Below are 26,906 nucleotides of genomic sequence, written 5' to 3'. Positions count from 1 at the left end.
CGGCGCCTGCCGGGGCCGACGTGCCGGCGCCACCGACGCCACGTGCACGGCATGAACCACACACCACGAGGGACGTGGAGTCCTTCAACGCTGTCGGCGGTGACCGCTCAAAGTGCGGTGCCCGTCTCCTCGGCCAACGCCTCCAGGAGGCGGTCCTGGAACGTCTCGTCGTTCACTGCGCGGTGCGGCTGCTGCCGCTGGCGGTGGTACCAGTACCCGCCGGTCGTCAGGGCCTCGGGTTCGTCGCCGGCGGCGAGCCACTCCTGCGTGCGATGGCCGAGCTCCAGATCGTCCGGTGCGCCCGGTCCGCCCATCTTCGTCGGCACCCAGCCCGGGTCCACGGCGTTGCTCAGCACCCCGGGGCGCAGACGAGCCACCGCGGCCGCCAGTGTCGTGACGAACAGTTTGCTGTCGGAGTACGAGCCCGCGCTCTCGCCCCGCCAGTCCACGCCGTCGAGCGAGGGACGACCACCGAAATGCGAGCCGCTGCTCAGGTACACCAGCCGGCGGGGGCCGCGGAGCAGGGCCGTGAGCAGGTACGGGGCGACGATGTTGACCGGCATGACCGCCGGCCCGCTCCACACGCCGGCGTTGTGGATGACCGCGTCGAGCGGCTCGGCGTCGTTCAGCTCCGTGGCGACGCCACGTACGGCGTCACGCTCCACGAAGTCGCCCACCACGACGTGTGCTCCACGGTCGACCAGCGCGTCGAGGCCCGCCGCGCGCCGGCGGTTCCGGGCGTGCACCACCACGTCGTGTCCCGCGGACAGCAGCGAATCCGCCGCGGCACGTCCCAGGCCGTCGGCGGAACCGGTCACCAGGATCCGGCTCACGATCGCACCGCCCCTAGCAACCGAGAGGCCCGGCCGGGCTCCACCCCTGGGAGCCCGAGAGCCTCACCGGCAACGTGCACGCCTGCTCCTCGCATGGGAGTACCTCCTTCTGTTCCAAGCCGCTGTACGGGCTCGCCTCCGGGGAGGCGCCCTGGCAGCTCCTACCCTGGCATTCAGGCCGAGAAGACCTGCTTCGCGGTCGTGATCGCCGTCATCGCCTTGGGCCAGCCGGCGTAGAAGGCGAGATGGGTGATCGCCTCGATGAGTTCGGTCTCGCTGACGCCGTTCTCCTTCGCTCGTCCGAGGTGGAAGCTGAGCTGGTCGGCGTCACCACCCGCGACGAGGACGGCGACGGTGATCAGGCTGCGGTCGCGGGCGGCCAGCTCGGTACGATTCCACACGTCCTCGAACAGGACGTCGTCGGTGAGCTCGGCGAGCTTCGGAGCGAAATCACCGATCGTGCGGCGTCCGCCGCCGATCTGCTTCTGTTGGTCGGTCATCGAAGTTCCTCTCGTCCGATCCGCGGGTCACAGGCCCAGGGGGCCCGTGCTCACGTACGGACCGTTGCTTTCCTCGTCGGTGGCGTGGCGCCGCCCCGACTGCCGCAGATGCTCGGGCCGCCGGCTCGTACGTCGGCCGGGTGACAGAGCGGGAGCCGGTCCGCCGCCTCCCGGCGCGGGCCGGTCAGCGGCTGCGGGGGCGGCTGTACTGCTCGTCGGTGACCGGCTCGTTCCAGGTGGTCTCCTCGCTGCCGTCGCCCTTGCCCTCCCACATGGCGATGTGCTCCATGAAGCGGTCGGGGGTGGCGCCGTGCCAGTGCTCCTCGTTCGGGGGGCAGGTGACGGTCTGGCCGGGATGAGCCTCGAAGACGGTGCCGTCACGGGTGCCGATCAGGGCGATGCCGGAGACGACGTGCAGGGTCTGGCCCAGCACGTGCGAGTGCCAGTGGGTACGGGCGCCCGGGGAGAAGCGGACCATGTTGGCGCGCATCCGGGACGGCTCCTGGCCCGCGTAGATCACGTCGAACCAGACGTCGCCGGTGAACCAGTCCGCGGGAGCCTTGACAGTGGCCTGCTGCTTGACGAATTCCATGGTGTCTCTCTCAGAGGTGCGGGGTTGGGGGGATGGATCAGGCGGCGTCGGTGTGGGCGAGGCCCGTGCCCAGCGCGCGGGCGGCGTCGGCCTGGGCGAGAAGGTCCTCGGCCTCGACCGCTCCGTCATCGAGGAAAACGCAGGCCAATGAGCTGGAGAAGGGTCTGCCGTTACCGGTACTGACAGAACCCCCCACGCGTACGCCGCCCGACCTAGCCTTGAATGCGTGAGTACCGAGGGCGACATCCGCGAGTTCCTGGCCTCCCGCCGCGCCAAGATCACACCCCAGCAGGCCGGCCTGCCCGCCTACGGCGGCAACCGGCGCGTGCCGGGCCTGCGCCGCGAAGAAGTCGCCCTCCTCGCCGGCGTCAGCATCGACTACTACGTCCGACTGGAGCGCGGACACCTCGCCGGAGCCTCAGAGGGAGTCCTGGACGCCGTGGCGAACGCCCTCCAGCTCGACGACGCCGAACGCGCCCACCTCTACGACCTGGCGCGTGCCGCCGCCAAGCGTCCCGCCCGCCGGGCCAAACGCCGCGGCCCTCTGCCCGGCAGCGTCCTGCGCGTCCTGGAGTCCATGACCAACTCCCCCGCCTTCATACGCAACGGCCGCCTGGACATCCTGGCCGCCAACCGCCTCGGCCGCGCCCTGTACTCGCCTCTCTTTCCCGATCACGCCACGAAGACGGCCAACATCGCCCGCTTCCAGTTCCTCGACCCGCGCGGCCGCGACTTCTTCCCCAACTGGGAGGAGTCCGTGAACACCACCGTCGCCCTGCTGCGCACCGAGGCAGGACGCGCCCCGCACGACCGTGACCTGACCGGACTCATCGGCGAACTCGTCACCCGCAACGAGGAGTTCCGCACCGCCTGGGCCAAGCACAACGTGCGCCTGCACCACACCGGCCGCAAATCCTTCCACCACCCCGCCGTCGGCGTCCTCACCCTCGACTTCGACGCCATGGAACTGCCCGCCCAGCCCGGCCTGACCCTCACCGCCTACAGCGCCGCCCCCGGCACACCCGAGCACGACGCCCTGCAACTCCTCGCCTCCTGGGCCGCCACCCGCGACCAGCCCCTGCCCACCGACCACAACACCCGCGAAACCACGCCGGACAGCTGACCCGCGCCTGCCTCCACCACGAACCGGCCCGGTCGTCCTACGACTGGACCGTCCCGCCGCCGTAGTTGACGCAGACGCGCTTGAAGTCCTCGTAGAAGGCGCTGTCGAGGCGCGACGCGCTCAACCCGGCCATGGCCCAGGGCAACCGCGTGAAGAAGGTGGCGAAAAACACGTCCGGGTGAGAGGCGCGGCCGACTTGCTGGTGTGCCACTCCGAAGCAGCGTGCGGGACGCTCCCCCAAGGTCCCGCCAAATCCCTTGCGGTACAACGCTGTTGAGCTCGCGTGAACGAGAGCGTGAAGCACGGAGAAAGATCGAAAAGTCGGCAACAGGGCGGAGTTGTCGCATTCCATACCCGGCACCACCGCCGACACCGTCGTCGGCGTTCACCGCGCGCGGGCACATACTCAGGCATGCGCTGCTGTTTCTCCGCCCCCCTCGCGGCCCTGTCGGCCCTGCCCTCACCGTGTGAAGTCGTACGATCCGGCGCCCTCCTCGCCCCCACTCTGCTGCGGGCCGCTGCCGCCGCCCTCCACGGCCCCGCACGCAAAAGCCACCACCGTCACCCCGACACCCTGGCCGCCGTCCACCTGGAACTGGGCACCCTGACCGAGGACAGCGCCGTCATCACCTGGTACACGGGGATACCCGGCACCGACGACGGGCTGGGCCACATGCTCCCCGCCGTCACGGAGGGCGAGGTCGTCTACGGCACTCACCCCGCCCGGCTGGACCGCAGCGCGGCAGAAGACCGGCCCACCGCACACCACCAGGTGGAACTCACGGGCCTGGAGCCGGGGCAGACGTACTACTACCAGGCCCGCTCGCGAGGCAGGGCCGCCACACCCACACCGCTGCACCTCATCCGCGGCAACGCCGTCGGCACCAACCTCTACGGGCTCGGCTCGAGCGGGGGTCCGTACTCCTTCACCACACCGCAGCCCCCGCCGGGGCGGCATCTGCTGTCGATCGCGCTCTGCAACGACCTCCATGTCGGGGAGACCACCTCCGGTCTCATGGCCGGCGTACCCCTGCTGCGCGGGGTGGCGCAGGAGCCGGGGCTCGCGCCGTATCCGGAGATCATGAGCCGCGCTCTGGTGGAGGAGGCCCGGCGGCGCGGAGCGGACCTGCTGCTGGCCGCGGGGGACATCTCGGCCGGCGGTGCGCCGCGGGACCTGGCCGAGGCCAAGCGGATCCTGGACGGCTTCGGCCCACACGGGCAGGACTACTTCGTCGTACGCGGGAACCACGACCGGCCCCGTCGCCGCGGCGATGACGACGCCTTCCGTGACGGGTTCCTCGGCGGCGAGGGTCCCGCGTACTTCGCCCGCGACCTCGGCGGGCTGCGGATCATCGGGCTCGACACGTACGAGAAGGACGGCAACGGCGCCGACGCGGGCGGGCTCGGTGCCGAGCAACTGTCCTGGTTCCGGGCCCGGTTGAAGGAGCACAGGGACCAGCCCACCATCGTGTTCGGTCACCATCCGCTGACCGTACGGGACTCCCTCTTCCCCGTGTCGCGGGGGCAGCGCCTGGGCCGCCGCCAGGCCCGCTCCATCCTGGAGGCCTATGCCGCCGCGCCCGGTGTCTTCCTGCACCACGCGGGCCACACCCACCGCAACAAGCGCACCGTCCTGCCGCAGGCCCCGCACGTCACCCTGCAGGAGGTCAGCGCCGTCAAGGACTATCCCGGCGGCTTCTGCCTGCTGAGGATCCACTCCGGCGGCTACGCCCTCAACCACTACAAGACCAGCAGCGCCGCGGCCCGCGAATGGGGCGAGCGCAGCCGCCGGGTGGCCGGAGGCCTGTGGCCGCACCACGCACTAGGCCGCTCGGTCACCGACCGCAACAGCATGACGGCGCACGACCTGTCCGGCATCAGCCCTGTTCGGCTTACGGCTCCTTGTCCCGCTTCCGGGTGAGGAGTGCGCCTGGTACGAGGAGCGGCACGACCGGCAAGCGCTTGGCCAGGCCGAGCCGGCGGGCCTGTGCGATGGGATCGTCAGGCGTTGTCCCGCACGTCAAGGTGAGCCCACGGATCCTCGGTCGGCCGCGCCCCGTCCGTACCACCGGCCCCGCCCGTACCGTCGGTGGAGGCCACTTCGGGGGCCGACACCTCGGCGCGGTTCGAGAACGCCACGGTGCGGCGGGCCTTGGCGATGACCTCGGCGTGCTCCTCACCGAACGTCGCGGCGTCGAGCCGCGCATTGAAAGCGGTCAGCACCTCGGGGCTGATCACCGCGAGCGCGGTGCGCAGCTCGGCGAGCGTCTGCGGGCCCTCGGCGTGTTCGAGTCGGTGCGGATCCGCGGCCTGCGGGCCCGGCTCGTGCGGTAGCGCGGACATGTGCGTGACCTCCGGTTGTGATGCCTCCACGGTACGCGGTCGCTGTGCCCCGCCGTGCAAGGGTACGGACGATCGACAGCCCCCGCTCACGACCGTTCCCCTGGGAGTCCCGCGGACGGACCGATCCCGGGCCGCGCATCCGTCTCACAGCCACGGGGCGAGCATCCCGCCCCGCTTCAGCGAGGTCAGGACCATCGAGACTCCCAACGACATCACGTCCTCCAGCCAGCCGGACCCCGTCACGAAGTCGTAGAGGGCCGGCTCGTCGGGGAACGCCCCCAGGACCAGGATCTGACGTTCACCGGCGATGAAGCTGACGTACCGGACGTGGACGGACTGCGTCAGTGCCGCCGTGACCACCTCGACCCTGGACGGCGCGGTGCGCACCCACAGCACCGCCTCCACGGGCAGTCCGAGGAGCGTCGGCTCGATCACGGCCCGGATGCGCACCCTGCCCTCCCGCCTCAGCGCACCCAGCCGCCGTCTGGCGGTGGCCTCCGACACCCCGGCGATACGGGCGAGTTCGTCGTACGTGCAGCGCCCGTCCTCGGCCAAAGCGTGCAGCAACAGCCGGTCCTGGCGGGAGAGTTCCTGTGTCGCATCGCCGGTCGGCAGCACATCACCGGTGGGCGGGGGCGCGGAGGCCTCGGACGACGCTCCCCTCAGTTCATCGATCTCGGTATCGGTGAGCAGGCCCGCGTGCCATTCGCGGATCGTCCGGACATGGCGCAGCACCGGGTACGTGAAGGTCTCCACCACGCCCGGCAGCCCCGGCAACTCGTCCATCACCAGGCCGGCGAGACGGTCACGCGGGCAGAGCAACTCCGCGACGCAGTCCGGGGTTCCGGTCAGCACATGGGCGAAGACGCAGTCGGGGCGGCGGGCCAGTGCCATCGCGGCCACCCGTGCCTGTCCGGGAGAACAGCGCACGCCGACGACCGTGCTGCGGCCGCGCGCCTCCATGGCACCGATGCGCACCAGTCCGGACTCCAGCAGCCGGGCGCCCCGGCGGACCACGGTGCGTTCGGGTTCGCCGAGCGCCGCCGCGATGCGGTGCCAGGAGGCCCGGCCGTCGATCTGCAGCGCGCTGATGATGCGCCGGTCCAGCGAATCCGCCACGGGACCGGTCTGGGGTGCGTCCATCGGACCAAGCATATGGCCGATTCCGTCACTTCGGCCGAGCTTCTTGTTCCCTTCCGTCAGCATCCCTGAACCTGCCATGGGGACCGACAGGACCTCATGAGCCGCACGAACCCATGACCCCGTAACTCACCCACGTACGGAGATGGTCGACGTGACTGCGACGCCTGGAAGTTCCCTTCGGCACCAAGCCGCCGAATCCACCGAACCCACGCCTCTCCCCACCTCCCTGCGCGGGCGGCTCGCGCTTCTGGGCCCCGGACTGGTGCTGGCGGCCGCGAGCGTGGGCGCGGGCGACATGGTGACCTCGCTCGCGGGCGCCGCCGGCTACGGGATGGCTCTGCTGTGGGCGATCCTCATCGGCGTCGTCCTGAAGTTCGCGCTCACCGAGGCGGTGGGACGCCTGTACATGGCGTCCGGGCAGACCGTGATCGCGAGCCTGCGTTCGGCCGGCCGCTGGCTGCCGGTGGCGTTCTTCGTGTTCGTCCTGGTCATCGGGCTGCTCTACGGGGCGGCGCTGAGTTCGGTGGCGTCCTTGGCGCTGACCACGCTGTTCCCCGCCCTGCCGCTGCGGCCGGTGGCCATCGGGATCGCGCTGGCGTCCGCCGCGATCGTGTACGTCGGCCGGTACGCGGTGTTCGAGCGGGTGATGAGCGTCTTCATGCTGGCCAAGTTCCTCGGCATGGTCGTCCTGGCGGTCGCCACCCTCGCCACCGCCGACGACCTGCCGGGCCTGCTCTCCTCGGCGCGCCCGAGGCTGCCGGAGGGGGACCTGGTGACGGTGCTCGCCCTCATCGGCGGCGTGGGCGGCACGGCCGGAATCGCCTCGTACAGCTACTGGGTGCGGGAGAAGGGCTGGCGGGACCGCAGCCGACTGCCCGTCATGCGCGCGGATTCCGCGGTGAGTTACACCCTCACCTTCCTGTTCGTGCTGTGCACCACGGTGGTGGGAACAGGCCTGCTCCACGGCAGCGGGCGGACCATCACAGGCAACGAAGGGCTGGCCGCGCTCGCCGACCCGCTCGGCGCCGATCTGGGATCGGTGGCCCGTGTGCTGTTCCTCGGGACGTTCTTCCTCGTGACGCTGAGCGCGCTGGTCGGCGGGTTCAACGCCCTGTGCTATCTGCTGGCCGACTCCCTGCGGACCATGCGCGGCGTCCCGGACGACGCGGCCGAGCCCCACATCGCCCAGTACAGCCGCCCGTTCCGCGCCTTCCTGCTCTACGTCGCGGCCGCCGCCGTCGCCGTCACGTTCCTGGGACGGCCGGTGCGTCTGGTCCTGACGTACGCCGCCGTCGGCTCACTGATCCTGCCTCTGTTGTCCGGGGCGCTGCTGGTCCTGCTCAACCGCCGGGGCGTCCAGCGGCCGTTCCGGAACAAGGCCGCCTCGAACGTGCTGCTGGCCGGCTCCTTCGTCCTCTTCGGAGTGCTGGCCGTCGTACAACTCAAGGAAACGATAGGAGGGTTGTGAACCACACCGTGACCACCACGGATCTCTGCTTCTGGACCGCCACCGAACTCGCCGCCGCCATCAGGCGCCGTGACGTGTCCGCCCGGGAGGTCGTCGCCGCCCACCTCGAACAGATCGAGCGCGTCAATCCGGCGGTGAACGCCATCGTCACCCTCGTCCCCGAGCGGGCGCTGGAGCAGGCGGCCGAGGCCGACGCGCGGCTGGCGGCGGGGGCGGACGTCGGCCCGCTGCACGGGCTGCCCGTGGCGCACAAGGACCTCCACGACACCGCGGGCATCCGCACGACGTACGGCTCACCGCTCTTCGCCGACCGCGTTCCCGACCGGGACCACCTGGTCGTCGAACGCCTGAGGAGGGCCGGGGCGATCACCGTCGGCAAGACCAACGTGCCCGAACTCGGTATGGGTTCGCACACCGTCAACCCCGTCTTCGGGGCCACCCGCAACCCGTACGACCCCTTCCGCAGCGCGGGCGGCAGCAGCGGCGGTGCCGGCGCGGCCCTGGCCTGCGGGATGCAGCCGCTGGCCGACGGCAGCGACACCGGCGGCTCGCTGCGCAATCCCGCCTCCTTCAACAACGTCGTCGGACTGCGCCCCTCCCCCGGGCGGGTTCCCTCGTGGCCCGACAAGGCGCCGTGGGGGCAGCTCTCGGTGAAGGGCCCGATGGCCCGCACGGTGACGGACGTGGCGCTGGCCCTGTCCGTGCTCGCGGGCCCCGACCCGCGCAGCCCGCTCGCCCTGGAGACACCGGGTTCCGCCTTCGCCGGACCGCTGGAGGGGGACGTACGCGGTCTGCGGGTCGCCTGGTCACCCGATCTCGGCGGGACCGTCCCCGTCGACGCGGAGGTACGGGACGCGCTGCGCCCGGCCGTCGACGTCTTCGCCTCGCTCGGCTGCGAGGTCGAGGAGGCCTGTCCGGACCTGTCCGGGGCCGACGAGGTGTTCCTCGTCCAGCGTGCCTGGCAGATGGAACTCGCCTACGGCTCCCTGCTGGACGAGCACCGCCACCGGATGGCGACGGACGTGGTGTGGAACATCGAGGAAGGCCGCAAGCTCACGGGTCCGGACCTCGGGCGTGCGCAGATGCTGCAGGCCGCCCTCTTCCACCGGGTCCGGGAGTTCTTCGAGTCGTACGACCTCCTGCTGCTGCCGGTGAGCCAGGTCGCCCCGTTCGACATCCGGCTGCCCTACCCGGCCTCCGTGGACGGCACGCCGATGGAGACCTATCTGGACTGGATGCGCTCGGCCTACCTGATCTCCGTCACCGGCTGTCCGGCGCTGTCGGTGCCGGCCGGTTTCACCCCGGCGGGTCTGCCGGTCGGACTGCAGATGGTCGGTCCGCACCGACAGGACCGGGCGGTCCTCGACGCCGGATACGCCTTCGAAAGGGCGACACGTACAGGGGAGCGCAGGCCAACCGTCGCTTCGGCGGGAGGGGATGGAACATGACAGCGCCTCGCAGCGCGCTCGTGGTCGGCGCGGGCATGGCGGGACTGGCCACGGCCTGGTACCTCCAGGAAGCAGGCGTGGAGGTCACCGTCGTCGACCGCCGGGGCGTGGCGGCAGGAGCCTCCTGGGGGAACGCCGGCTGGCTGTCCCCGGCCCTCACCGTGCCGCTGCCCGAGCCGGGCGCCCTACGACTGGGACTGCGGACGCTGTTCTCACCCACCTCGCCGCTCTACGTTCCGCCCCGCGCCGACGCCCGTCTGGTCCGCTTCCTGCTGTCCTTCGGCCGGAACTGCACGAGCCGGCGCTGGCAGGTCGCGATGAGCGCCTTCGCCGCACTCAACCGCGGTGCCCTCACCGCGTACGACGAGCTCGCCCGGGGCGGAGTCGCCGAACCGACCCGGCCGAGCGACCCGTGCCTCATCGCCTTCACCACTCAGGCCGGTCGCACACCGTTCGTCGAGGAACTGGAGGCCGTGCGCGCCGCGGGCCAGCGCGTCGACTACGACCTGCTCACCGGCACCGAGGCGCGGGATCTGGAGCCGACGCTGTCCGAACGGATCGACGCGGCGGTACGGCTGCACGGCCAGCGCCACATCAACCCCGGGGCCTATGTCGCGGCCCTCGCCGACTCGGTCCGCGACCGGGGCGGAAAGATCGTCACGGGGCAGGAGGTCACCCGGATCCGGGACATCGGTACCGGGATCGCCGCGCGGAACGCCGACGGAACCGAGGTGCGCGCCGATGTGGCCGTCCTGGCCGCGGGAGCCTGGCTCGACCGGCTGGCGGCACCCTTCGGCGTGCGCGCCCCGGTCCAGTCCGGCCGGGGCTACAGCTTCCTCCTGCCACGCGAGAGTCTTCCTTCACGGCCCACCTACTTCGCCGCGCAGCGCGTGGTCTGCACTCCGGTGGGCGACCGCGTACGGGTCGCCGGAATGATGGAGTTCACCGGGCCCGACCGTCCCGCGGACCCACGCCGGGTGCGGGCGATCGTCGACGCCGCGCGCCCCCTGCTGCCCGCCGCCGACTTCGGCCGCCGCACCGACGCATGGGTGGGACCACGCCCCTGCACCGCCGACGGCCTCCCCCTCGTCGGCCCCACCCGCTCACCGCGCGTCCACGTCTGCGGCGGCCACGGGATGTGGGGCATCGCCCTGGGACCGCTGAGCGGCAGACTCCTCGCCGAATCGATCGTCACAGGCAGACCTGCCGCCGAACTCACCCCGTTGCATCCACTGCGCTGAAGGAGCGGCCACGGCAGCCGCCCGTCGTCCGCGAGGGCGCGAGGCGGATGCCGGACGCCGCGCTGGAGGCCGAAGTCAACGCCCGTACAGCCGAGTTGGCCGATGAGCGCGATGAGCGTGGCCGTCGCCCGGTGGTGCGCAACGGCTGCCACCGGCCCCGGCAGGTCACGACCGCGGCCGACGTGGTGGAGGTGGAGGCGCCGCACGCTGCCACAACGGCATGCCCGGTGGGCGTCCCGGCAGGCCGGGCAGGGGAGAATGAGAGCCGCACCCAAAGGTCGACCCTTGCGGAGGAGCGGGAAAATGCAGAACGCACGAGCGGGGCAGGTCGCCGGACCCGAGGACCTCATCGATGTGGCCCGCCTGGTCACGGCGTACTACGCGCTGCACCCCGACCCCGCCGAGCCCGGGCAACGGGTGGCGTTCGGCACCTCGGGACACCGCGGCTCGTCCCTCGCGGCGGCGTTCAACGAGGACCACATCGCGGCCACCAGCCAGGCCATCTGCGAGTACCGCACCGCCCAGGGCACCGACGGCCCCCTCTTCCTCGGCGCCGACACCCACGCCCTGTCCGAGCCCGCACGGATCACGGCACTGGAGGTGTTCGCCGCCAACGACGTGACCGTCCTCATCGACCAGGCCGACGGCTACACGCCCACCCCGGCGGTCTCGCACGCCATCCTCACCCACAACCAGAACCGCACCTCCGGCCTCGCCGACGGCGTGGTGGTCACCCCCTCGCACAACCCGCCCGCCGACGGCGGCTTCAAGTACAACCCGCCCAGCGGCGGCCCCGCCGGTTCCGAGGCGACCTCCTGGATCCAGGACCGCGCCAACGAGATCATCACCGGCGGCCTGAAGGACGTACGCCGCATCCCTTACGCCCGCGCGCTGACCGCTCCCGGCACCGGCCGCTACGACTTCCTCGGCACCTATGTGGCCGACCTGCCGAACGTGCTGGACCTGGAGGCGATCCGGTCCGCCGGCGTGCGCATCGGCGCCGATCCGCTCGGCGGCGCCTCCGTCGCCTACTGGGGCCGTATCGCCGAACAGCACGCGCTCGACCTCACGGTGGTCAACCCGCTCACCGACCCCACCTGGCGCTTCATGACGCTGGACTGGGACGGCAAGATCCGCATGGACTGCTCCTCGCCGTACGCCATGGCCTCGCTCATCGAGCAGCGCGACCGCTTCGACATCTCCACAGGCAACGACGCCGACGCCGACCGGCACGGCATCGTCACGCCGGACGGGGGCCTGATGAACCCCAACCACTATCTGGCCGTGGCGATTTCGTACCTGTTCTCGCACCGGGAGCAGTGGCCCGCGGGTGCCGGGATCGGCAAGACCCTGGTGTCGTCCAGCATGATCGACCGGGTCGCGGCGGACGTCGGCCGGCAGCTGGTCGAAGTCCCGGTCGGATTCAAGTGGTTCGTGGACGGCCTGTCCGACGCGACGCTCGGCTTCGGCGGCGAGGAGTCGGCGGGCGCGTCCTTCCTGCGCCGCGACGGCTCGGTGTGGACCACCGACAAGGACGGCATCACCCTGGCCCTGCTCGCCTCCGAGATCACGGCCGTCACCGGCAAGACGCCCTCGGAGCACTACGCGCGGCTCACCGACCGCTTCGGCGCCCCCGCCTACGCGCGCGTCGACGCCCCGGCCTCCCGCGAGGAGAAGGCGCTGCTCGCCAAGTTGTCCCCGCGCCAGGTCACCGCCGACACCCTCGCCGGCGAGCCGGTCACCACGGTGCTCACCGAGGCCCCCGGCAACGGCGCCGCCCTCGGCGGCATCAAGGTCGCCACCGCCAACGCCTGGTTCGCGGCCCGCCCTTCGGGCACCGAGGACGTCTACAAGATCTACGGGGAGTCCTTCCTCGGCCCGGACCATCTGCGCCAGGTCCAGGAGGAGGCCAGGTCCGTGGTGCTCGCGGCGCTGAGCGCCTGACGCGAAGACCTCTGCGGCCCAGCACAGTCCCACGACCCGAGCGCGGCGGCGGGCGCCTCCCTCATCGGCGTGACGACACGGCACACGGCCGAGCGCTGACGTCCGCACGCCCGACGACTCGTTCCCGGTCGGCTCGTTCTCAGTCGGCCAGAATGGCTGAAGTTCGATTGTCGTCACGTGAATTCGATCCCGCCCAACGGCATTCCTCCGCCGGGAATTCCGGGTAATTGTCGCGTGTATCGAGGCATGCCGAAAACGTCTGCTCCACCCCTGGCTGTGGGGTGTTCGGCGGGATTCGTGGGCGGAGTGTCATCGGTGGGGACATATCACAGGTACGGCCGCAGTGGCTCAGTATGCGTCGACCTGTTTTTGGCATGTGTGGGCGATGTGGAGTTCCGGGTTCCGGCCAAGAACGCGTGGTTAGCATGTTTCACAGTTCAACCGCCGTTGCACAGGGGCGACTTGGCGTCCCACGCGTGCGCGGCAGGCACATCACACCCGACAAGCATCGAGGATCGCGGAATGGCACATCCCGACGCGTCCCGCCCGCGGCAGAAGCCGGCATGGCGGCTTCTGCCGATCGCCGGGCTGGTGGTGACCGCGGCCGTCGGCACGCCTCTCGTGCTCGCCGCACCGGACGCCGCGCGCGCCTGGGTCGCGGGCACGGTCATGGGAGCGGGGAGCTGCCTCGTCCTGCTCGCCTCGGCGACCGCACGGCTGCACCGCAGGCTCACCACTCAGGTGGACAGGTCCGTGGCGGAGTCGGCGCGGCATCGCTCGGAGGCGGCGTATCTCGCCGGCGCGGTGCTCCCGGAACTGACCGCGGCGATGAAGGACGACCCTGCGAGAGCTCCCGTATCCGCCGCGATGGGACCGGCCAGTGCCTGGCATCCGACGGAGCCTCAACTCAGGGCTGTGCAGCGCGCGGTGGAGGAGACACTGGGCACTGCACAGCGGCGCGCGGCCACCGCGGACGGCGAACGCGAGCAGGCGGTGCGGGCCCTGGCGAGCATCACCGACGATCTGCTGAAGGCGAGGTCGCAGACCCTGCCCACGGCGGTACGGAGACTGGGCGAGGGAGCCTCGCTGGAGACGGTCCGCGCGGAGTTACGGCTGTCCGAGTTCTCCAACGCCGTCGTACGCGATCTGGTGGAGGCCGGCATACGCGAACTCGCGGTCAGCGAGCGGCGTTCCGCGGCTGCCCGGGCCGCCAGCGCGAAGGCGCTGAGCCGGGTGCAGGCCCAGGCCGTGGGCATCCTGGCGGACCTGCGGGAGATGCAGGACCGGCACGGCGAGGCGGTCCTCGGCGATCTGCTCGCCCTGGACCACAGCACCTCTCAACTCGGTCTGCTCACCGACCGGTTGGCGCTGCTCATGGGCGGGCGGGCGAGCCGGTCCTGGAACAAGCCGATCCCGATGGAGAGCATCCTGCGCGGCGCCGTGGGACGGATCGCCGCGTACCGCAGGGTCAGCCTCAACTGCTCGAGCAACGCGGCGGTGGCCGGGTTCGCGGCCGAGGGCGTGATGCACCTCCTGGCCGAACTGATGGACAACGCGACCAGCTTCTCCGCGCCGATCGACCAGGTCCACGTCTATGTGGAGGAACGCTCCGCCGGCATCGTCGTCACCATCGAGGACAGCGGTCTGAAGATGGCCGACGCCGCCCTGCGACGCGCCGAGGAGGCGGTGTCGGGCGCGATGAGCGACCTCGCCTCCCTCCAGGGAACCCGGCTGGGGCTCGCGGTCGTCGGACGGCTCGCCGTCAAGTACGGCATCTCCGTCAGTTACCGCCCCTCCTCCCGAGGCGGCACCGGAGTCGTCGTACACCTGCCGGCCCAACTGCTCGCCCAGCAGCGCACGGCACTCGCGGAGCCCCCGCTGCACGACCCGTCGGCGCGACCGCGCGAGCGTGCTGTGGCCGCCGCCGGACGCACCCGGTCGCAGCCGGCCGACCCGGCCCCTCTCCCGGCGCCCGAGCCGATGGCTTCGACCGGCGGCGGCGACAGCGGGTCGGTGACCCCCAACGGCCTGCCCGTACGCCCGCCCGGCCGCACGATGGCAGCCGCCGACCGCGTCCGTACACCTGCGGAACGTCCCACGGACGACCGGCCCGCCTCCCGTGACGCGGGCAAGAGCTTCGGCGCCTTCCACCGCGCACGCCAGGCAGCGGTGGCAGGCGAACCGGCCCCGTCCACCGAGCCGACCGACCCGCACGGCCACGACGCCGACTGAGCCCGGCCCTTCTTCTCGCGGGACGCCATGACCGGGCGCCCCGACCCGCCACAGACCGGAGATTGGAGGAAAGGGCCGGTGGCCGGGCCTGAACGGATCACCAGCTCTTCACCCACCCATGCAGACCACTGACACCACACTGACCTGGCTTCTTGAAGGCCTTCTCGAGCGCGCCCCCGGCACCCGGCACGCCCTCGTGCTCTCCCGCGACGGGCTGAAGCTGTGCTGGACCGAGCGGTTGGGCGTCGACCAGGCGGACCAGCTCTCGGCCATCGCCTCCGGGATGCAGGCCCTGGCACAGGGCGCCTCGGTCGAGTTCGGCGACGGCAGCGGCGGCGTACGGCACTCGATGACGGAGTTCTACGGCGGACTGCTGTTCATCGTCGAGGCCGGTGAGGGCGCGCACCTGGCGGTCGTCGCGGATGACGGCGCCGATCCGGGTGTGGTGGGGCACCACATGACCGACCTGGTGGAGCGGATCGGCGAGCACCTGCGTGCCGAGGCCCGCGCCCCGATAGAGGAGAGCTGATCCCATGAGCCGACGTCCGGTCGACACCGGGGACCCGGACCGGCTGTACACCATCACAGGGGGCCGCAGCGAGGCCCCCGACGATCTCGACCTCGTCTCACTGATCGTCAGCGAGTGCGAGCCCGCGCGCGGCATGCAGTCCGAGCACGTCCGGATCCTGGAGCTGTGCCGTCGCCCGACCGCCGTGGTCGAGATCGCCGCCGAGCTGCGGCTTCCGGTGACGGTCGTCCGGATCCTGGTGGGAGACCTGCTGGCGATGGCGAAGGTCACCGCTCGCCATCCCCGGTCCGCCCCGGCCGTGGCCGCCCTGCCCGAATCCGCTCTCCTGCTGGAGGTTCTCGATGGACTCCGTAAGCTTTGAGCCCTCCACAAGCTCTGAGCCCCCTGCCCGTACGCCGCTCAGCGCCACGGCTGAGACCGGGCTCAAGATCGTCGTGGTGGGCGGCTTCGGTGTCGGCAAGACCACTCTGGTCCGCTCGGTCAGCGAGATCCGGCCCCTGAACACCGAAGAGGTCATGACCGAGGCCGGTGTCGGCATCGACCGGACGGCGGGTCTGGCCGACAAGTCCACGACGACCGTCGCCTTCGACTTCGGCCGGATCAGCCTGACCGAGCGCACGGTCCTGTATCTGTTCGGTGCCCCGGGCCAGGAGCGCTTCTGGTTCCTGTGGGACCGGCTCTTCGCGGGCACACTGGGCGCCGTCGTGCTGGTGGACACCCGGCGTATGAGCGACTGCTGGTACGCCATCGACCGTCTGGAGCATCACAAGACTCCCTTCGTCGTCGCGGTCAACCGGTTCGAGCACGACACCAACGCCTTCTCCCTGAGCGAGATCCGCCAGGCACTCACGCTGCCCGAGCACATACCGCTGATCGACTGCGACGCACGGGTCCGCTCGTCCGGCAAGAACGTCCTGATCACTCTTGTCGACCACCTCTACGAACTGGCCATGGCCCGGGAGATGACACCATGAACGACGACGCGACCGGCCCCGACCCGCGCCCCGCCGACCCGAAGCAGAGCACCTCGGGCTGCCCGGTGCACGCGGACGCGGTTCCGCTGAGCGGCCTGGAGTACCAGCAGACCCCCGCCGCGCTGTACCAGGAACTGCGCCGCTCCCACGGCCCCGTGGCGCCCGTACTGCTGGACGGCGGCGTGCCCGCCTGGCTGGTCCTCGGTTATCCGGAGGTCTCCTTCGTCACCTCCCACGACGAACTCTTCGCCCGCGACTCGCGGCGCTGGAACCAGTGGGAGCACATTCCCGCGGACTGGCCGCTGCTCCCCTTCGTCGGCTACCAGCCCTCGGTGCTGTTCACCGAGGGCGCCGAGCACCAGCGGCGGGCCGGCGTCATCACCGAGGCCCTGGAGGGCGTCGACCAGTTCGAACTCGGGGTCAACTGCGGGCGGATCGCCGACCAGCTCATCGACGCCTTCGCGGGCAGTGGCGAGACCGAGCTGATGAGCGCGTACGCACACCCCCTGGCGATGCGGGCCGCGGTGGAGATGTGCGGTATGGCGGCCCACAGCACGGACACCGACGACCTCGTACGGGACTTGCGGATCTCCCTGGACACGGGCGAGGGCGAGGATCCGGTCGCAGCCTACGTCCGCGTCCAGGAACGCATCCAGCAACTGGTGAAGGACAAGCGCGCGGAGCCCGGCGCGGACGTCGTCTCCCGCATGCTGGCCCACCCCGAGGGGCTGAGCGACGACGCGATCGTCCAGGACCTGATCTCCGTCGTCGCGGCGGCCCAGCAGCCCACCGCCAACTGGATCTGCAACACGCTGCGGCTGCTGCTCACCGACGACCGCTTCGCGCTCAACGTCTCCGGCGGCCGGGTCAGCGTCGGCGAGGCCCTCACCGAGGTGCTGTGGCTGGACACGCCCACCCAGAACTTCATCGGCCGCTGGGCGGTGCGCGACACCCTGCTCGGCGGGCGCCGGATCAAGGCGGGCGACTGCCTGGTCCTCGGGCTCGCGGCGGCCAACACCGACCCGCAGATCTGGCCCGAGGGCCATGTCGGCGCCGAGGGGAACGGCGCCCATCTGTCCTTCTCCAACGGCGAGCACCGCTGCCCCTATCCGGCTCCGCTGCTCGCCGACGTCATCGCGCGTACGGCCGTTGAGACGCTGCTGGAGCGTCTGCCCGACGTCGTCCTGTCGGTCGATCCGGGGGATCTCGTGTGGCGGCCGTCCATCTGGATGCGAGGGCTGACCTCACTGCCGGTGGAGTTCACGCCCACACTGCGGTGAGGCCCGCCCCGGGTAACGCCGTCAGAGGCCGGCCGGTGTGAAGCGCACCGGCAGCGCCTGCGGTCCCCGTGTGAACACGCCCTGCTCGGCTGGCCGAAACCCATCGTCGAGCCGCATGTCGGGCATGGCGTCGAGGAGTTGGCCCACCCCGATCTCGACCTCGGCGCGGGCCAGCAGGGCGCCCACGCAGAAGTGGCGGCCCAGGGCGAACGCGAGATGGTCGGCCGCGGCGGAGAAGGCGGTCGTGGTCGTCAGGTCGTCGCGGAAGATGTCGAAGCGGTCCGGCTCCCGGTAGCGGGCGGGGTCCCGGTTCGCGGCTCCGATCAGGCAGGTCACCGTGGCTCCCGGCGGAACGGTGCCGCCGCTCAGCTCGACCTCCACGGCCGTCTGCCGCATGATCATGTGGACCGGCGGGGTGTACCGCAGGGTCTCCGCGAAGACCTGCTCGATCAGTGAGCGGTCCTCCCGCACGGCCTGGAGCTGTTCGGGATGCGCCAGCAGGTTGGCGAAGATACTCGCGAGGGCCTTGTCCGTGGTCTCCCCGCCCGCCGCGAGCAGCAGACTGCAGAACGCCTTGATGTCCTCGTCACTCATACGCACGCCTTCCACTTCGGCGGCGCACAGCGTGGACAGCAGGTCGTCGCCGAGGTGGTCACGGCGGTGCCGGATGATCGGGATCATGTACTCGGCGAACTCGGTGCGGGTGCGCTCACCGGCCGCGGCGACCTCCGGATCGCCCGCGAGATTGCCGAGGAAGGCGATCACCGATGTGTACCAGCGGTGGAAGCGGTCGTGGTCGGCCTTGTCCAGGCCCAGCATGTCGGCGATGACGTTGACGGGAAAGCGTGTCGCGAAGTCCGCGACGAGGTCGGCGCTTCCCGTGTGACGGAAGCCGTCGACGAGTGCCCGGGCGTTGTCCTCGATGACGGGCAGGAACTTCTCCTGCAGGTCACGGCCGCGGAAGGCCGGGGCCACCAGGGCCCGTCGCACCGCGTGCTCGCGCCCGCTGAGCGTCAGGATCGTCCTGCCGTGCACGGGCTCGATCTGCCATACGTAGTTGTCGGTGGTGAACTGTCCGTCGCGGTCCTTGAAGATCCGTTCGACGTCTTCGTAGCGCGACACGATGTAGCTCTGGGTGGCCTCGTGCCAGATCAGCGGGGCGCGCTCGCGCATGACCCGGTAGGCGGGATAGGGATCCTCGGCGAATTCGTTCGACAGGATGTCGGGCAGGTCCGGTGCGGTGGTCACGTGGGGGGGGCTCCTTGAAGCGTCAACCGGCAGACCGTCCCAGGCTATGGATCATGGGTGGGCGTGGCACAGCCGATTACTGGCCGAGCCCGCCCACCACAAGCCGGAGTCCAGGTCGGTGACCCCTTCCCCTCGACCGCACTCCATCCGGCAGACTCACCGCATGGAGACCGCGCAGCACATTCGAATCCTGGACGCCGAGGGCCAGTTGCTGGCCAGGGCCGCCGAAGAGGCCGGGACCGAGGCCAAGGTGCCCACCTGTCCCGGCTGGCAGGTGCGGGACCTGGTGCGGCACACGGGCATGGTGCACCGCTGGGCCACGGCGTTCGTCGCCGAGGGACGCACCTCGTACCACCCCGGCGAGGGCCTGCCGGATCTGGACGGTACGGAGTTGCTGACCTGGTTCCGCGAAGGCCATCGTCGGCTGGTCGACACGCTCGCGGGCGCCCCTGCCGACGTGGACTGCTGGAGCTTCCTGCCCGCGCCCTCGCCGCTCGCGTTCTGGGCCCGACGGCAGGCGCACGAGACAACGGTGCACCGGTACGACGCGGAGTCCGCGCTCGCCGGAACCCCGAGCCCGATCGCCGTCGACTTCGCGCTCGACGGCATCGACGAGCTGCTCCTCGGCTTCCACGCACGCAAGAAGAGCCGGGTGCGCACGGAGGTGCCGCGGGTGCTGAGGGTGCGGGCCGAGGACACCGACGCGGTGTGGACCGTACGACTGTCGCCCGAGCCGCCGGTGAGTGAGCTGGGCGAACTGACCGGGGCAGACTGCGAGTTGGCGGGTCCAGCGGCGGAACTCTACCTGTCGCTGTGGAACCGGCGGCCGTTCCCGAGCGTGACCGGAGACTCCTCCATCGCGACGCTGTGGCGCGAGACGTCGGCAGTCAACTGAAGCTGAGTCCTGGCTGCTCGGCGGGACCAGGCGGCGAACCCCGTCAGCCCCGTCAGTCGCCCGAACCGTCCGCCAGCATCCGCCCCAGCACCACGCGCTGCACCGGCAGCACGTCGCCGTGCAGCGTGCGCCCCTTCGACGTGAGCGAGACGCGCACACCCCGCCGGTCCTGCGGGCACATGCAACGCTCCACGAGACCGTCCTTCTCGAGCCGGCCGATCAGCCGGGACAGTGCGCTCTGGCTGAGATGGACCCGCTCGGCGATCTCCTGAACGCGATACGCACCGGCGCCGTCGGACGCGGCGCACCCTGCCAGCACGTCGAGCACCTCGAAGTCGCTGGCGCACAAGCCGTGTTGGTGCAGTGCCCGATCGAGTTCGGACACGGTGCGCGCATGCACCGCGAGGAGGTCGCGCCACTGGTCGACGAGCTCCTGCTCGGCGTTCTCCATAGCCGCCATGAGGCCGGACCGTAGCAAAGAACCGGCTTTGTTGCATCTGAATTAAATGCGCTTGCATTGAATGCATACGCATGTAGCGTGAGGTGCATGACCTCTCCGCTCACCAACTCCGCGGCCCAGGAACGCTGGACACCTCGTCTGTGGGGCACCCTTCTGGTGCTCTGCGCCGCGATGTTCCTGGACGCGTTGGACGTGTCGATGGTCGGCGTCGCCCTGCCGTCCATCGGATCCGAACTCGACCTCTCCACCTCGGCCCTGCAATGGGTCGTCAGCGGCTACATCCTGGGCTACGGCGGCCTGTTGCTCCTCGGCGGACGGACCGCCGATCTGCTCGGCCGCCGCCAGGTCTTCCTGGTCGCCCTGGCCGTCTTCGCGCTCGCCTCGCTGCTCGGCGGACTCGTCGACTCCGGACCGCTGCTGATCGCCAGCCGCTTCATCAAGGGCCTGAGCGCGGCGTTCACCGCACCCGCGGGCCTGTCGATCATCACCACGACCTTCGCCGAGGGCCCGCTGCGCAACCGCGCCCTCTCGATCTACACCACCTGCGCCGCCACCGGCTTCTCCATGGGCCTCGTTCTGTCCGGGCTACTCACCGAGGCAAGCTGGCGCCTGACCATGCTGCTGCCCGCGCCCATCGCGATCATCGCCCTGATCGCCGGCCTCAAGCTGCTCCCGCGCAGCGAGCGGGAGAAGGACCACAACGGCTACGACATTCCCGGTGCCATCATCGGCACGGCCTCGATGCTGCTGCTCGTCTACACCGTCGTCCAGGCCCCGGAGGTCGGCTGGACCTCGGCCCGTACGCTGCTCTCGTTCCTCGCGGTCGCCGTCCTGCTCACGGTCTTCGTCCGGATCGAGCAGCGCTCGGCGGGCCCGCTGATCCGGCTCGGCGTGCTGCGCTCCGGCAACCAGATCCGGGCCCAGCTCGGCGCGATGACCTTCTTCGGCTCGTACATCGGCTACCAGTTCCTGGCCACGCTGTACCTGCAGACGCTGCTCGGCTGGTCGGCCCTGGAGACGGCACTCGCCTTTCTGCCCGCGGGCGCGCTGGTGGCGCTGTCCGCCACGAAGATGGGAGCCGTCGTCGACCGGTTCGGCACCCGGCGGCTGATCCCGGCGGGCTTCGCCCTGATGGCCCTCGGGTACGTACTGTTCCTGCGCATCGACCTCGACCCGGTGTATGCGGCGGTGATCCTGCCGACGATGCTGTTCATCGGCGCCGCCTGCGCACTGGTCTTCCCCTCACTCAACATCCAGGCCACCAACGGCGTGGACGACCACGAGCAGGGCATGGTCTCGGGTCTGCTCAACACCTCGGTGCAGGTGGGCGGCGCGATCTTCCTGGCGATCGTGACGGCCGTCGTGACCGCGAGCGCCTCCGACGACGCCTCTCCGCAGGCCGTCCTCGACAGCTACCGCACGGGGCTGATCGTGGTGACGGCGATCGCGGTGGCAGGGCTGCTCATCACGGCCACGGGTCTGCGCAAGCAGCGTACGCAGGGGCCCGGGCGGACGGTCTTGATCGCCAAGTCCGAGCCCGTACAGGAGGAGCGGGTACCGGTCCGCGACTGATCCCTCCCGCATCCCTCTACGCAACTACGTGCGCCCGGCGGGCTGTTCTTGCCCGCCGGGCGTCCTGCTGTGAGACTTCGGCGCATGGAGAACAGTGGGGGACGACGGACTCAGGCCGAGCGGGACGCGATCACCGTCGAGACCGGATACGCGCTGTGCAGTGCGGCGGTCCTGGCTGCCCTCGTCTTCGGGGCCGTGTCCGGTCCGGCGCTGCTCTTCGACCTGCCTGCCGGCGCCGAAGACCTGCTGGTCATGGCCGGGTGCGGGCTCGCGGTCATCCTCTTCTTCGTACGTGTCGTCAGTGTGCTGGTCCGTTTCCAGCGCGGGCCTCAGCCCAGCCAGCCCGGCCGTACCAATCCCGACTCGTAGGCCAGTACGACCAGTTGGGCCCGGTCACGCGCGCCCAGCTTCACCATCGTGCGGCTCACGTGCGTCTTCGCCGTGAGCGGGCTGACGACCAGACGGCGGGCGATCTCGTCGTTGGACAGCCCGATGCCCACCAGGGCCATCACCTCCCGCTCCCGCTCCGTGAGCTCGGCGAGCGACTGAGCGACGGACGGCTCCTTGGACCGGGCCGCGAACTCGGCGATCAGCCGCCGCGTCACGCCTGGCGAGAGCAGCGCGTCGCCCTCGACCACGGCCCTGACCGCGCGCAGCAGTTCGTCCGGTTCGGTGTCCTTGACGAGGAAGCCGGAAGCCCCGGAACGGATGGCTTCGAAGACGTACTCGTCGAGCTCGAAGGTGGTGAGCATGACCACCTTGACGTCGTGCAGGTCGGCGTCCCCTGTAATGCGGCGGGTTGCTTCGAGACCGTCGAGCAGGGGCATTCGGATGTCCATCAGGACGACGTCGGGGCGCAGTTCACGCACCTTGCGCAGCGTCTCCTCGCCGTCGGCGGCCTCTCCGGCCACCTCGATGTCCTTCTGTGCGTCGAGGAGCGCCTTGAAGCCTGCGCGGACCAGTGACTGGTCGTCGGCGAGCAGTACGCGGATCACCGGTCCTCCTTGAGCTCGGCGGGCTTGGCCTTGTGCTCGAGCGGCAGTACGGCCAGTACCCGGAAACCGCCGTCCTCGCGCGGCCCGGCCTCGATCGTGCCACCCAGGGCCGCGGCCCGCTCCCGCATTCCGGCCAGTCCGTTGCCGCTGCCGCCTGCGTCCGCGCCGGTCGCCGGTCCGTCGTCGTCGATACGGAGCTTCAGCGCGTCGTCCTCGTAGCCGACCAGCACGCGCGCGTGCCGCGAACCGGAGTGCCGTACGACGTTGGTCAGGGCCTCCTGGACAATGCGGAAGGCGGCGAGATCGGCACCCGGCGGCAGGGTTCTGCGCTTCCCCTGGGTCTCGACTCCGACCGTCAGTCCAGCGCTCGCCGCCTGCTCGACTAGCTCGGGCAGCCGGTCGAGGCCGGGCGCCGGCGCACGCGGCGCGTCGCCGGAATCAAAGGGGGCTGCGCGCAGCGCATCGTTGGAAGGGTGGTGGCGGGAGACGGGCGGGCGGAGCGTGTCGAGCACCTGGCGGACCTCCCCCAGGGCCTCCTTGCTCGCCGCCTTGATGGTGGTGAGCGCGGTACGGGCCTGATCCGGGTCGGAGTCGAGCAGTGCGAGGCCCACGCCCGCCTGGACGTTGATGACCGAGATGCTGTGCGCCAGCACGTCGTGCAGCTCGCGGGCGATCCGCAGCCGCTCCTCGTCGGCGCGCCGCCGGGCCGCCTGTCGGCGTTCCGTACGGTCCCGGTCCCACTGTTCACGGCGTACGCGGACGAGTTCGGAGACCGCGGCGATGGCCACCATCCAGGCGGCGACCGAGACATCCTCGCCCCAGTCGCCCACCGTGTCGTCGTTCGGCGGCAGCCACTGGTAGAGCCAGTGCCCCTCCAGCAGATGGGCCACCCACAGCATGCCGAGCGCCGCCCAGGCCGCCCGCCGATGCCCGGCGACGACGGCGCTGAAGCAGGCGAGCGCAACGGTCAGGAAGATCGGGCCGTACGGATATCCGGCACCGAAGTAGAGCAGCGCCGATGCCGCGACGCCGAACACCACGAACACCGGATACCGATGCCGCCACAGGAGCAGAAGGGTGCCCACGAGCAGCAGCGCCCGGGCGAAGAGGCCGAGGGACTCGCGGGCTCCCTCCTGCTCCTGCGCGGCGAAATTGCTGCCGACCTGGACGAACACGGTGAGCAGCAGTGTCGAACGCCATGGCCGGCGGGGCCGGCTCTCCACTGCCTCGTCGTCGCCCTCGTTCCACCACAGCGGCCCGTGCCGCCATCGCCACGGCGGCCCCCCGCCCCGCGCCCAGGACGGACCACCGCTCAGGCGTGTGCGCTGCTCTTCCATGCCAGCCACGCTAGACGCCACGGCTGGTCCGGGCGTCCGCCGAGCGTGGTGATCAGACGTACTCCCGGGGAAGTACACCTCCGCCGTTCGCGGCTGCTCGCGCCGATCCTGCCTCAGGATCCCGACCGGCTGCCGCCGCCTCCCGTGCCGGTGTCCTGAGGGAACACCAGGCCCACGCCATGGCCGAGTTGGGCGACGGCGTGCCGGAAGAAGGCTTCGCGGTCCTCCACCACGCGGTTGAACTGGCCGAACACCTCGAAGCCGATCAGCCCGAACAGCTGGGCCCAGGCGGCGGCGAAGGCCATCACCACCTCCGGCGGCAGATCCGGCGCGAGGTCCTGGCCCAACCGCCGCGCCTCCGGCTTGAGCTCGGCGGGCAGGCGTGGCAGGGCGACGCCCACGCCCCGGTGCGCGTCGCGGACGATCTCGATGAGCAGCAGCGCGACCCGGGACGCCGCCGGCACGGTCGAGTCGGGGGCAGCGTATCCGGGCACGGGCGAACCGTAGATCAGCGCGTACTCGTGCGGATGCGCGAGCGCCCAGCCGCGCACCGCCTCGCACACCACTGCCCAGCGCCGGATCGGGCCGGCATCGGCGACCTTCTCGTGCGCGGCCTCCGCGGTCTGGCCGAGCGAGTCGTAGGCGTCGATGATGAGGGCGGTCAGCAGGTCGTCGCGGCTGGGGAAGTAGCGGTACAACGCGGAGGAGACCATGCCGAGTTCGCGGGCCACCGCCCGCAACGAGAGCTTGGCGGCGCCTTCCTTCGCGAGCTGTCTGCGCGCTTCGTCCTTGATGGCCGCGGTGACTTCGGTCCTGGCTCGGGCGCGGGCCCCTCGGGCGGTACTCATGCCAGGCAGTGTCCCATGAATTCGGAGCACTGCACACAAACGTGAGCGGTGCTCTGAAGCAGGATCGACGCTCTCGCATCAGCACAACGCTCACCCTGGAGAGCGGTGCACACATTCGAGAGCACTGCTCTTGCTTTGGATCACCAATCTCGTGCACACTGCTCTCAAGCGAGAGCAGTGCTCTCGCAACCGACATCACCAATGGGGGTCCCGCGATGGCACAGCAGCGTTACATCAAGCCCGGCGGCTTCGAGGCCGGCATGAACCGCTTCATCGGCTGGCTCGCCCGCCGCGGCCTCAGCCTCGTCGGCAACGCCGAGCTCTCCGTCCGCGGCCGCAAGAGCGGCGAGTGGCGGCGCGTGCCGGTCAACCCGCTCCCCTACGAAGGCGGCCCGTACCTCGTCTCGGCACGCGGCCACTCCGAGTGGGTGCGCAATCTGCGGGCGGCCGGCGGCGGGCAGCTCCAAGTGGGCCGTAAGACACAGGAGTTCACGGCCGTGGAGCTGCCCGACGAGGAGAAGCCCGTCGTCCTGCGCACCTACCTCAAGAAGTGGGGCTGGGAGGTCGGCCGTTTCTTCGGTGACGTCACGGCCAAGTCCAGCGACGAGGAGCTGCTCGCCGCGGCGCACAACCACCCCGTCTTCCGGATCACCGTCAAGGCCTGAACCACGCCCCCTACGCGTCAGCGGTCGAGCGAGCTCAGGGCGCGCCCGGCCAGGGGATGCGTACGGACGATCTCGCCCAGGGAGGTCCTCCCGCGGGTGATCCCCGTGAACGCCTTCCAGGCGGGCCGAAAACCCGTGAGCGCCGCGTGGAACATACCGGGCCGGCGTGCGAAGACCAGGAACAGGCTCTTTCCCACGCTCATCTCGACGCCCAGGCCCGCCTTGATGGCGAAGGCGTAGTTCAGGGCTTGGCGTCGGGTGTCCACGGCGTCGTTCGCCTCGGCGATCCGTACCGCCCACTCCCCCGCGAGCCGCCCCGACCGGAGCGCGAACGAGATGCCCTCGCGGGTCCACGGCTCGAGCAGCCCCGCCGCGTCCCCGCACACCAGCACCCGCCCGCGCGAGAGCGGCGAGTCGTCGGCGCGGCAGCGCGTCAGGTGCCCGGACGAGATGCTCGGTTCGAAGCCGGCGAGCCCGAGCCGGGCGATGAAGTCCTCCAAGTACCGCTTGGTGGCGGCCCCTTCACCGCGGGCCGAGATCACGCCGACGGTGAGGGTGTCGCCCTTGGGGAAGACCCATCCGTAACTGCCGGGCATGGGACCCCAGTCGATGAGGACGCGCCCCTTCCAGTCCTCGGCGACGGTCTCCGGGACGGGGATCTCCGCCTCCAGGCCGAGGTCGACCTGGTCGAGCTTCACTCCAACGTGGGCCCCTATCCGGCTGGCGCTGCCGTCCGCGCCGACCACGGCGCGCGCCAACACGGTCTCGCCGTCCTGCAGTACGACGGCCACGGTGCGCCGGTCCGGTACGGCGGAGCCGTGCTGTTCCACGCGCGTGACCGTGACACCGGTGCGCAGTTCGGCACCCGCCTTCTGCGCGTGCTCGACGAGCCGCTGGTCGAACTCGGACCGGTTGACGAGCCCGAAGAGCATCTGCCTGGAGCGGCGGGTGCGGGTGAACCTGCCGTCCAGCGAGAACGTGACCGCGTGCACCCGGTCCCGCAGCGGCAACTCGAAGCCCGGCGGCAGAGCGTCGCGCGAGGGACCGATGATGCCGCCGCCGCATGTCTTGTAGCGGGGCAACTCCGCCTTCTCCAGCACCAGGACACGGCGCCCCGCGACCGCTGCCGCATAAGCCGCCGAGGCACCCGCGGGCCCCGCACCGACCACGACGACGTCCCATACCCGCTGTGCGTCGCCCGAAGAGTTCTCGCTGCTCACGATGGTCTGCCGCTCC

General features: G+C 70.8%; 26 protein-coding genes and 2 pseudogenes. 16 read left to right on the top strand and 12 right to left on the bottom strand.

Annotation, left to right across the window (positions count from 1 at the left end):
- Nucleotides 1–107: 107 nt before the first annotated feature.
- From IEZ21_RS17275 to IEZ21_RS17265, 3 genes are all read right to left on the bottom strand, one after another.
- A complete protein-coding gene (locus IEZ21_RS17275) occupies nucleotides 108–833 on the bottom strand; it encodes an SDR family NAD(P)-dependent oxidoreductase (protein ID WP_189322774.1) in 726 nt (241 codons plus the stop codon).
- A gap of 173 nt (nucleotides 834–1,006) precedes the next feature.
- Complete coding sequence (locus IEZ21_RS17270; protein WP_189322773.1) at nucleotides 1,007–1,333, bottom strand: carboxymuconolactone decarboxylase family protein; 327 nt, start codon at nucleotides 1,331–1,333, stop codon at nucleotides 1,007–1,009.
- Between the two features lie 184 nt (nucleotides 1,334–1,517).
- Nucleotides 1,518–1,925 carry a (R)-mandelonitrile lyase gene (locus IEZ21_RS17265; RefSeq protein ID WP_033318607.1) on the bottom strand — a complete coding sequence of 136 codons (408 nt, stop codon included), beginning with the start codon at nucleotides 1,923–1,925 and terminating at the stop codon, nucleotides 1,518–1,520.
- Nucleotides 1,926–2,151: 226 nt separating this feature from the next.
- Here IEZ21_RS17265 and IEZ21_RS17260 point away from each other — a divergent pair, with 226 nt between their 5' ends.
- Nucleotides 2,152–3,048, top strand: a complete 897-nt coding sequence (locus tag IEZ21_RS17260; protein ID WP_189322772.1) for a helix-turn-helix transcriptional regulator — start codon at nucleotides 2,152–2,154, stop codon at nucleotides 3,046–3,048.
- Nucleotides 3,049–3,085: 37 nt separating this feature from the next.
- Here IEZ21_RS17260 and IEZ21_RS49120 read toward each other — a convergent pair.
- Nucleotides 3,086–3,184: pseudogene (locus IEZ21_RS49120) on the bottom strand (phospholipase); the annotation flags it as partial.
- A gap of 276 nt (nucleotides 3,185–3,460) precedes the next feature.
- Here IEZ21_RS49120 and IEZ21_RS17250 point away from each other — a divergent pair.
- Entirely contained in the window at nucleotides 3,461–4,969 is a 1,509-nt protein-coding gene (locus tag IEZ21_RS17250; RefSeq protein WP_189322770.1) for a purple acid phosphatase family protein, read from the top strand.
- Nucleotides 4,970–5,049: 80 nt separating this feature from the next.
- Here IEZ21_RS17250 and IEZ21_RS17245 read toward each other — a convergent pair whose 3' ends face one another.
- Together IEZ21_RS17245 and IEZ21_RS17240 are read right to left on the bottom strand one after the other, a co-directional pair.
- Nucleotides 5,050–5,391, bottom strand: coding sequence for a hypothetical protein (locus IEZ21_RS17245; protein WP_189322769.1), 342 nt, complete (start codon nucleotides 5,389–5,391; stop codon nucleotides 5,050–5,052).
- 144 nt (nucleotides 5,392–5,535) lie between these two features.
- Nucleotides 5,536–6,534 carry an Lrp/AsnC family transcriptional regulator gene (locus IEZ21_RS17240; protein WP_189322768.1) on the bottom strand — a complete coding sequence of 333 codons (999 nt, stop codon included), beginning with the start codon at nucleotides 6,532–6,534 and terminating at the stop codon, nucleotides 5,536–5,538.
- 142 nt (nucleotides 6,535–6,676) lie between these two features.
- On the opposite strand from IEZ21_RS17240, the gene IEZ21_RS17235 reads away from it, so the two are divergent.
- From IEZ21_RS17235 to IEZ21_RS17195, 10 genes and pseudogenes are all read left to right on the top strand, one after another.
- The gene (locus IEZ21_RS17235; RefSeq protein WP_189322767.1) at nucleotides 6,677–8,002 is read left to right on the top strand and encodes an Nramp family divalent metal transporter; all 1,326 of its coding nucleotides are present in this window, start codon (nucleotides 6,677–6,679) and stop codon (nucleotides 8,000–8,002) included.
- Complete coding sequence (locus IEZ21_RS17230; RefSeq protein WP_213089311.1) at nucleotides 7,999–9,450, top strand: amidase; 1,452 nt, start codon at nucleotides 7,999–8,001, stop codon at nucleotides 9,448–9,450. Before IEZ21_RS17235 ends, IEZ21_RS17230 begins: the two co-directional genes overlap by 4 nt.
- The gene (locus IEZ21_RS17225; protein ID WP_189322766.1) at nucleotides 9,447–10,691 is read left to right on the top strand and encodes an NAD(P)/FAD-dependent oxidoreductase; all 1,245 of its coding nucleotides are present in this window, start codon (nucleotides 9,447–9,449) and stop codon (nucleotides 10,689–10,691) included. Before IEZ21_RS17230 ends, IEZ21_RS17225 begins: the two co-directional genes overlap by 4 nt.
- Nucleotides 10,688–10,894 (top strand): annotated as a pseudogene (locus tag IEZ21_RS49115) (IS256 family transposase); the annotation flags it as partial. The gene IEZ21_RS17225 and the pseudogene IEZ21_RS49115, both read left to right, overlap by 4 nt.
- Nucleotides 10,895–10,994: 100 nt before the next feature.
- Complete coding sequence (gene pgm, locus IEZ21_RS17220; protein ID WP_189322765.1) at nucleotides 10,995–12,635, top strand: phosphoglucomutase (alpha-D-glucose-1,6-bisphosphate-dependent); 1,641 nt, start codon at nucleotides 10,995–10,997, stop codon at nucleotides 12,633–12,635.
- Between the two features lie 522 nt (nucleotides 12,636–13,157).
- Nucleotides 13,158–14,867, top strand: coding sequence for a sensor histidine kinase (locus IEZ21_RS17215; protein WP_246567824.1), 1,710 nt, complete (start codon nucleotides 13,158–13,160; stop codon nucleotides 14,865–14,867).
- A gap of 118 nt (nucleotides 14,868–14,985) precedes the next feature.
- Entirely contained in the window at nucleotides 14,986–15,396 is a 411-nt protein-coding gene (locus IEZ21_RS17210) for a roadblock/LC7 domain-containing protein (RefSeq protein ID WP_033318618.1), read from the top strand.
- 4 nt (nucleotides 15,397–15,400) lie between these two features.
- A complete protein-coding gene (locus IEZ21_RS17205; protein ID WP_033318731.1) occupies nucleotides 15,401–15,757 on the top strand; it encodes a DUF742 domain-containing protein in 357 nt (118 codons plus the stop codon).
- Nucleotides 15,738–16,370: a GTP-binding protein gene (locus IEZ21_RS17200; RefSeq protein WP_189322764.1), complete on the top strand. Its 633-nt coding sequence runs from the start codon at nucleotides 15,738–15,740 to the stop codon at nucleotides 16,368–16,370. Before IEZ21_RS17205 ends, IEZ21_RS17200 begins: the two co-directional genes overlap by 20 nt.
- Nucleotides 16,367–17,650 carry a cytochrome P450 gene (locus IEZ21_RS17195; protein WP_189322763.1) on the top strand — a complete coding sequence of 428 codons (1,284 nt, stop codon included), beginning with the start codon at nucleotides 16,367–16,369 and terminating at the stop codon, nucleotides 17,648–17,650. Before IEZ21_RS17200 ends, IEZ21_RS17195 begins: the two co-directional genes overlap by 4 nt.
- 21 nt (nucleotides 17,651–17,671) lie before the next feature.
- On the opposite strand, the gene IEZ21_RS17190 is transcribed toward IEZ21_RS17195, so the two are convergent.
- Entirely contained in the window at nucleotides 17,672–18,898 is a 1,227-nt protein-coding gene (locus IEZ21_RS17190) for a cytochrome P450 (RefSeq protein WP_189322762.1), read from the bottom strand.
- A gap of 163 nt (nucleotides 18,899–19,061) precedes the next feature.
- Between IEZ21_RS17190 and IEZ21_RS17185 the strand changes: the two genes are divergently transcribed.
- Nucleotides 19,062–19,793 carry a maleylpyruvate isomerase family mycothiol-dependent enzyme gene (locus tag IEZ21_RS17185; protein ID WP_189322761.1) on the top strand — a complete coding sequence of 244 codons (732 nt, stop codon included), beginning with the start codon at nucleotides 19,062–19,064 and terminating at the stop codon, nucleotides 19,791–19,793.
- A gap of 52 nt (nucleotides 19,794–19,845) precedes the next feature.
- Here the strand turns inward: IEZ21_RS17185 and IEZ21_RS17180 are convergent, their stop codons facing one another.
- Nucleotides 19,846–20,253, bottom strand: coding sequence for a MarR family winged helix-turn-helix transcriptional regulator (locus tag IEZ21_RS17180; RefSeq protein WP_189322760.1), 408 nt, complete (start codon nucleotides 20,251–20,253; stop codon nucleotides 19,846–19,848).
- An 87-nt stretch (nucleotides 20,254–20,340) separates the two neighbouring features.
- Here IEZ21_RS17180 and IEZ21_RS17175 point away from each other — a divergent pair, with 87 nt between their 5' ends.
- Nucleotides 20,341–21,825 (top strand): MFS transporter, encoded by a 1,485-nt coding sequence (locus tag IEZ21_RS17175; RefSeq protein WP_189322759.1) that lies wholly within the window; start codon nucleotides 20,341–20,343, stop codon nucleotides 21,823–21,825.
- An 84-nt stretch (nucleotides 21,826–21,909) separates the two neighbouring features.
- Nucleotides 21,910–22,194 carry a DUF6332 family protein gene (locus tag IEZ21_RS17170; protein WP_189322758.1) on the top strand — a complete coding sequence of 95 codons (285 nt, stop codon included), beginning with the start codon at nucleotides 21,910–21,912 and terminating at the stop codon, nucleotides 22,192–22,194.
- Here IEZ21_RS17170 and IEZ21_RS17165 read toward each other — a convergent pair.
- The 3 genes from IEZ21_RS17165 to IEZ21_RS17155 form a co-directional block, all read right to left on the bottom strand.
- Nucleotides 22,155–22,820: a response regulator transcription factor gene (locus IEZ21_RS17165; protein ID WP_189322757.1), complete on the bottom strand. Its 666-nt coding sequence runs from the start codon at nucleotides 22,818–22,820 to the stop codon at nucleotides 22,155–22,157. The two genes, IEZ21_RS17170 and IEZ21_RS17165, sit on opposite strands and share 40 nt — an antisense overlap.
- Nucleotides 22,817–24,157 carry a sensor histidine kinase gene (locus IEZ21_RS17160; protein WP_189322756.1) on the bottom strand — a complete coding sequence of 447 codons (1,341 nt, stop codon included), beginning with the start codon at nucleotides 24,155–24,157 and terminating at the stop codon, nucleotides 22,817–22,819. The genes IEZ21_RS17165 and IEZ21_RS17160 overlap by 4 nt, the downstream gene beginning before the upstream one ends.
- 113 nt (nucleotides 24,158–24,270) lie before the next feature.
- Nucleotides 24,271–25,005, bottom strand: coding sequence for a TetR/AcrR family transcriptional regulator (locus IEZ21_RS17155; protein WP_189322755.1), 735 nt, complete (start codon nucleotides 25,003–25,005; stop codon nucleotides 24,271–24,273).
- 215 nt (nucleotides 25,006–25,220) lie between these two features.
- Between IEZ21_RS17155 and IEZ21_RS17150 the strand changes: the two genes are divergently transcribed.
- Nucleotides 25,221–25,670 carry a nitroreductase family deazaflavin-dependent oxidoreductase gene (locus tag IEZ21_RS17150; protein ID WP_189322754.1) on the top strand — a complete coding sequence of 150 codons (450 nt, stop codon included), beginning with the start codon at nucleotides 25,221–25,223 and terminating at the stop codon, nucleotides 25,668–25,670.
- Between the two features lie 17 nt (nucleotides 25,671–25,687).
- On the opposite strand, the gene IEZ21_RS17145 is transcribed toward IEZ21_RS17150, so the two are convergent.
- Complete coding sequence (locus IEZ21_RS17145; protein ID WP_189322753.1) at nucleotides 25,688–26,890, bottom strand: geranylgeranyl reductase family protein; 1,203 nt, start codon at nucleotides 26,888–26,890, stop codon at nucleotides 25,688–25,690.
- Nucleotides 26,891–26,906 lie beyond the last annotated feature (16 nt).

It is taken from the genome of Streptomyces flaveus, assembly GCF_014647675.1.
Taxonomy (GTDB): Bacteria; Actinomycetota; Actinomycetes; order Streptomycetales; family Streptomycetaceae; genus Streptomyces; species Streptomyces flaveus.
This window is presented reverse-complemented; position numbering and strand designations above follow the sequence as displayed.

Excerpts from the sequence above, each read along its gene's own strand:
- IEZ21_RS17270 (WP_189322773.1), bottom strand. The coding sequence starts at position 1,333 with ATGACCGACCAACAGAAGCAGATCGGCGGCGGACGCCGCACGATCGGT.
- IEZ21_RS17265 (WP_033318607.1), bottom strand. The coding sequence starts at position 1,925 with ATGGAATTCGTCAAGCAGCAGGCCACTGTCAAGGCTCCCGCGGACTGG.
- IEZ21_RS17250 (WP_189322770.1), top strand. The coding sequence starts at position 3,461 with ATGCGCTGCTGTTTCTCCGCCCCCCTCGCGGCCCTGTCGGCCCTGCCC.
- IEZ21_RS17245 (WP_189322769.1), bottom strand. The coding sequence starts at position 5,391 with ATGTCCGCGCTACCGCACGAGCCGGGCCCGCAGGCCGCGGATCCGCAC.
- IEZ21_RS17240 (WP_189322768.1), bottom strand. The coding sequence starts at position 6,534 with ATGGACGCACCCCAGACCGGTCCCGTGGCGGATTCGCTGGACCGGCGC.
- IEZ21_RS17235 (WP_189322767.1), top strand. The coding sequence starts at position 6,677 with ATGGTCGACGTGACTGCGACGCCTGGAAGTTCCCTTCGGCACCAAGCC.
- IEZ21_RS17225 (WP_189322766.1), top strand. The coding sequence starts at position 9,447 with ATGACAGCGCCTCGCAGCGCGCTCGTGGTCGGCGCGGGCATGGCGGGA.
- pgm (WP_189322765.1), top strand. The coding sequence starts at position 10,995 with ATGCAGAACGCACGAGCGGGGCAGGTCGCCGGACCCGAGGACCTCATC.
- IEZ21_RS17215 (WP_246567824.1), top strand. The coding sequence starts at position 13,158 with ATGGCACATCCCGACGCGTCCCGCCCGCGGCAGAAGCCGGCATGGCGG.
- IEZ21_RS17210 (WP_033318618.1), top strand. The coding sequence starts at position 14,986 with ATGCAGACCACTGACACCACACTGACCTGGCTTCTTGAAGGCCTTCTC.
- IEZ21_RS17205 (WP_033318731.1), top strand. The coding sequence starts at position 15,401 with ATGAGCCGACGTCCGGTCGACACCGGGGACCCGGACCGGCTGTACACC.
- IEZ21_RS17200 (WP_189322764.1), top strand. The coding sequence starts at position 15,738 with ATGGACTCCGTAAGCTTTGAGCCCTCCACAAGCTCTGAGCCCCCTGCC.
- IEZ21_RS17195 (WP_189322763.1), top strand. The coding sequence starts at position 16,367 with ATGAACGACGACGCGACCGGCCCCGACCCGCGCCCCGCCGACCCGAAG.
- IEZ21_RS17185 (WP_189322761.1), top strand. The coding sequence starts at position 19,062 with ATGGAGACCGCGCAGCACATTCGAATCCTGGACGCCGAGGGCCAGTTG.
- IEZ21_RS17180 (WP_189322760.1), bottom strand. The coding sequence starts at position 20,253 with ATGGCGGCTATGGAGAACGCCGAGCAGGAGCTCGTCGACCAGTGGCGC.
- IEZ21_RS17175 (WP_189322759.1), top strand. The coding sequence starts at position 20,341 with ATGACCTCTCCGCTCACCAACTCCGCGGCCCAGGAACGCTGGACACCT.
- IEZ21_RS17170 (WP_189322758.1), top strand. The coding sequence starts at position 21,910 with ATGGAGAACAGTGGGGGACGACGGACTCAGGCCGAGCGGGACGCGATC.
- IEZ21_RS17160 (WP_189322756.1), bottom strand. The coding sequence starts at position 24,157 with ATGGAAGAGCAGCGCACACGCCTGAGCGGTGGTCCGTCCTGGGCGCGG.
- IEZ21_RS17155 (WP_189322755.1), bottom strand. The coding sequence starts at position 25,005 with ATGAGTACCGCCCGAGGGGCCCGCGCCCGAGCCAGGACCGAAGTCACC.
- IEZ21_RS17150 (WP_189322754.1), top strand. The coding sequence starts at position 25,221 with ATGGCACAGCAGCGTTACATCAAGCCCGGCGGCTTCGAGGCCGGCATG.